1 protein-coding gene is annotated in these 1,626 nt (G+C 58.4%); it reads right to left on the reverse strand.

Going from position 1 to position 1,626, the window contains the following annotated elements:
- Positions 1-1,626: polysaccharide biosynthesis tyrosine autokinase (locus EV561_RS36940; protein ID WP_132528781.1), on the reverse strand; the 1,626-nt coding region annotated here is incomplete at both ends.

The raw sequence follows: 1,626 nt of genomic DNA on the forward strand, positions 1-1,626 counted from the left end.
TGAGCCATAGGTCCGGTACAGCTTCATCTTTTCGGTATCGACCTTGTTGAGGATGATACCAGCACATTTGTCGACGAGATCCGGCTCGGTCAAAAGGGTCGACCGCACCACCTTGCGCGAGGTCCTGCCCCATTCGATGACATAGATCAGAGAATCAAGCAGCGGGCTGATCGCCTTTGCATCGACGACCGGTCCGAGCGGGGGTAGATCGATGATGACGTAGTCGAAATGGGCGCGGGCGATATCCAGCAAGGCGCTCATCGAGGATGAGGCAAGAAGCTCGGACGAGTGGGGAACGCGACGCTTGACGACTGCCGGCAGGAAGGCAAGCTTCGTCTTCGGGTCGACCAGCAGAAGGTTCTGCAGCGGCCGGTGTTCGAGAATGGCTTCCAGCAAACCGGCTTCGGCATGCCGGCCAATCGCCCGTGTTGCGCCGGGGTTGCGCAAGTCACCGTCGATCAACAGCGTTTTGGCGCCCTGCATGGCCAGGAGATGCGCGAAGTTCGTCGCAACCGTCGATTTTCCTTCGCCCGGAAGACTGGATACCACGCCGATTAGCTTGCTGCGCCGCTCGTTGCCGTCGAGATCGATGGCGATCTTGGCGCTGCGCATCGTCTCGGCAAAAACCGAAAGAGGGTGGTCGACGACGTAGCTTGCCACGCCATTTGCATGGCGAAGCCCTGCCGGCTCCTGTGCAGCACCCTCCGCAGCCGTCGCCGGCAGCAGCGGCGTGATGCCCAGATATTCCAGATTAAGAGTGGCTCTGACCTGTTCGCCGGTGCGGAAGAAGCGATCCCTGAATTCCCGGAACGCGCCGAAGCCGGCGCCAACCATGAGCCCGAGGAAAAGGGAAGCCGCCAGGATAAGGGGCTTCTTCGGCTTGCTCGGTGCACCAGGGACTGTGGCGTTCGTGATGATCCTCGAGTCGCTGATCGGGAAGGATTGTTGTTGGGTGGCTTCCTGGAAACGGGCCAGGAATGTCTGATAGAGCGTGCGATAGGTGTCCGCATTACGCTGCAGTTCTCGAAGCTGAACCTGGGTTTCGCCCGCGGCTGCCGAGATTCCTGTTGCTTGCGAAACGCTGTCCTGCAGCGACTTTTCTCTTGTCTTCGCGACATCGAGCTCGCTCTTGTAGCTTTCCGCAATGCGGCCAAGTTCTTCGAACATCAGGCGCTGATATTCGCTCATCTCCGTGCGAAGTCTGACCGCCTGTTCGTGATCCTGGCCCAGGCGCTTGGAAATATCCGCCTCTACCTTGGAGGCATCCAGATATTTCTTGCGCAAATCCGTAATTGTTGGACTATCAAGGACGTCTGCGACGATCGCATCGGTCTTGCCCGAAGCGATGATGGATTCAATGCGGTCGTATTTTGCCTGGGCCTGTGCCGTTTGGCCTTGGGCGTCGATCAAGGCACTGTTCAATTGGGTAAGCTGCTGATCGCTCAGGAGTTGGCCATTCGACGAGACAAGTCCATTCGTGGCTTTAAACTTCTGGACAGCCAAATCGGACTCGAGCGCCTTCTGGCGGAGTTCCTCAATGCGGGCCTGGAGCCAGTCGCTTGCGCGACGCGTCGCATCATATTTGGAATTAAGCTTGTCGACGAGATAGGCATCGGCGATCGCACC

It is taken from the genome of Rhizobium sp. BK376, from assembly GCF_004341625.1.
Lineage (GTDB): Bacteria > Pseudomonadota > Alphaproteobacteria > Rhizobiales > Rhizobiaceae > Rhizobium.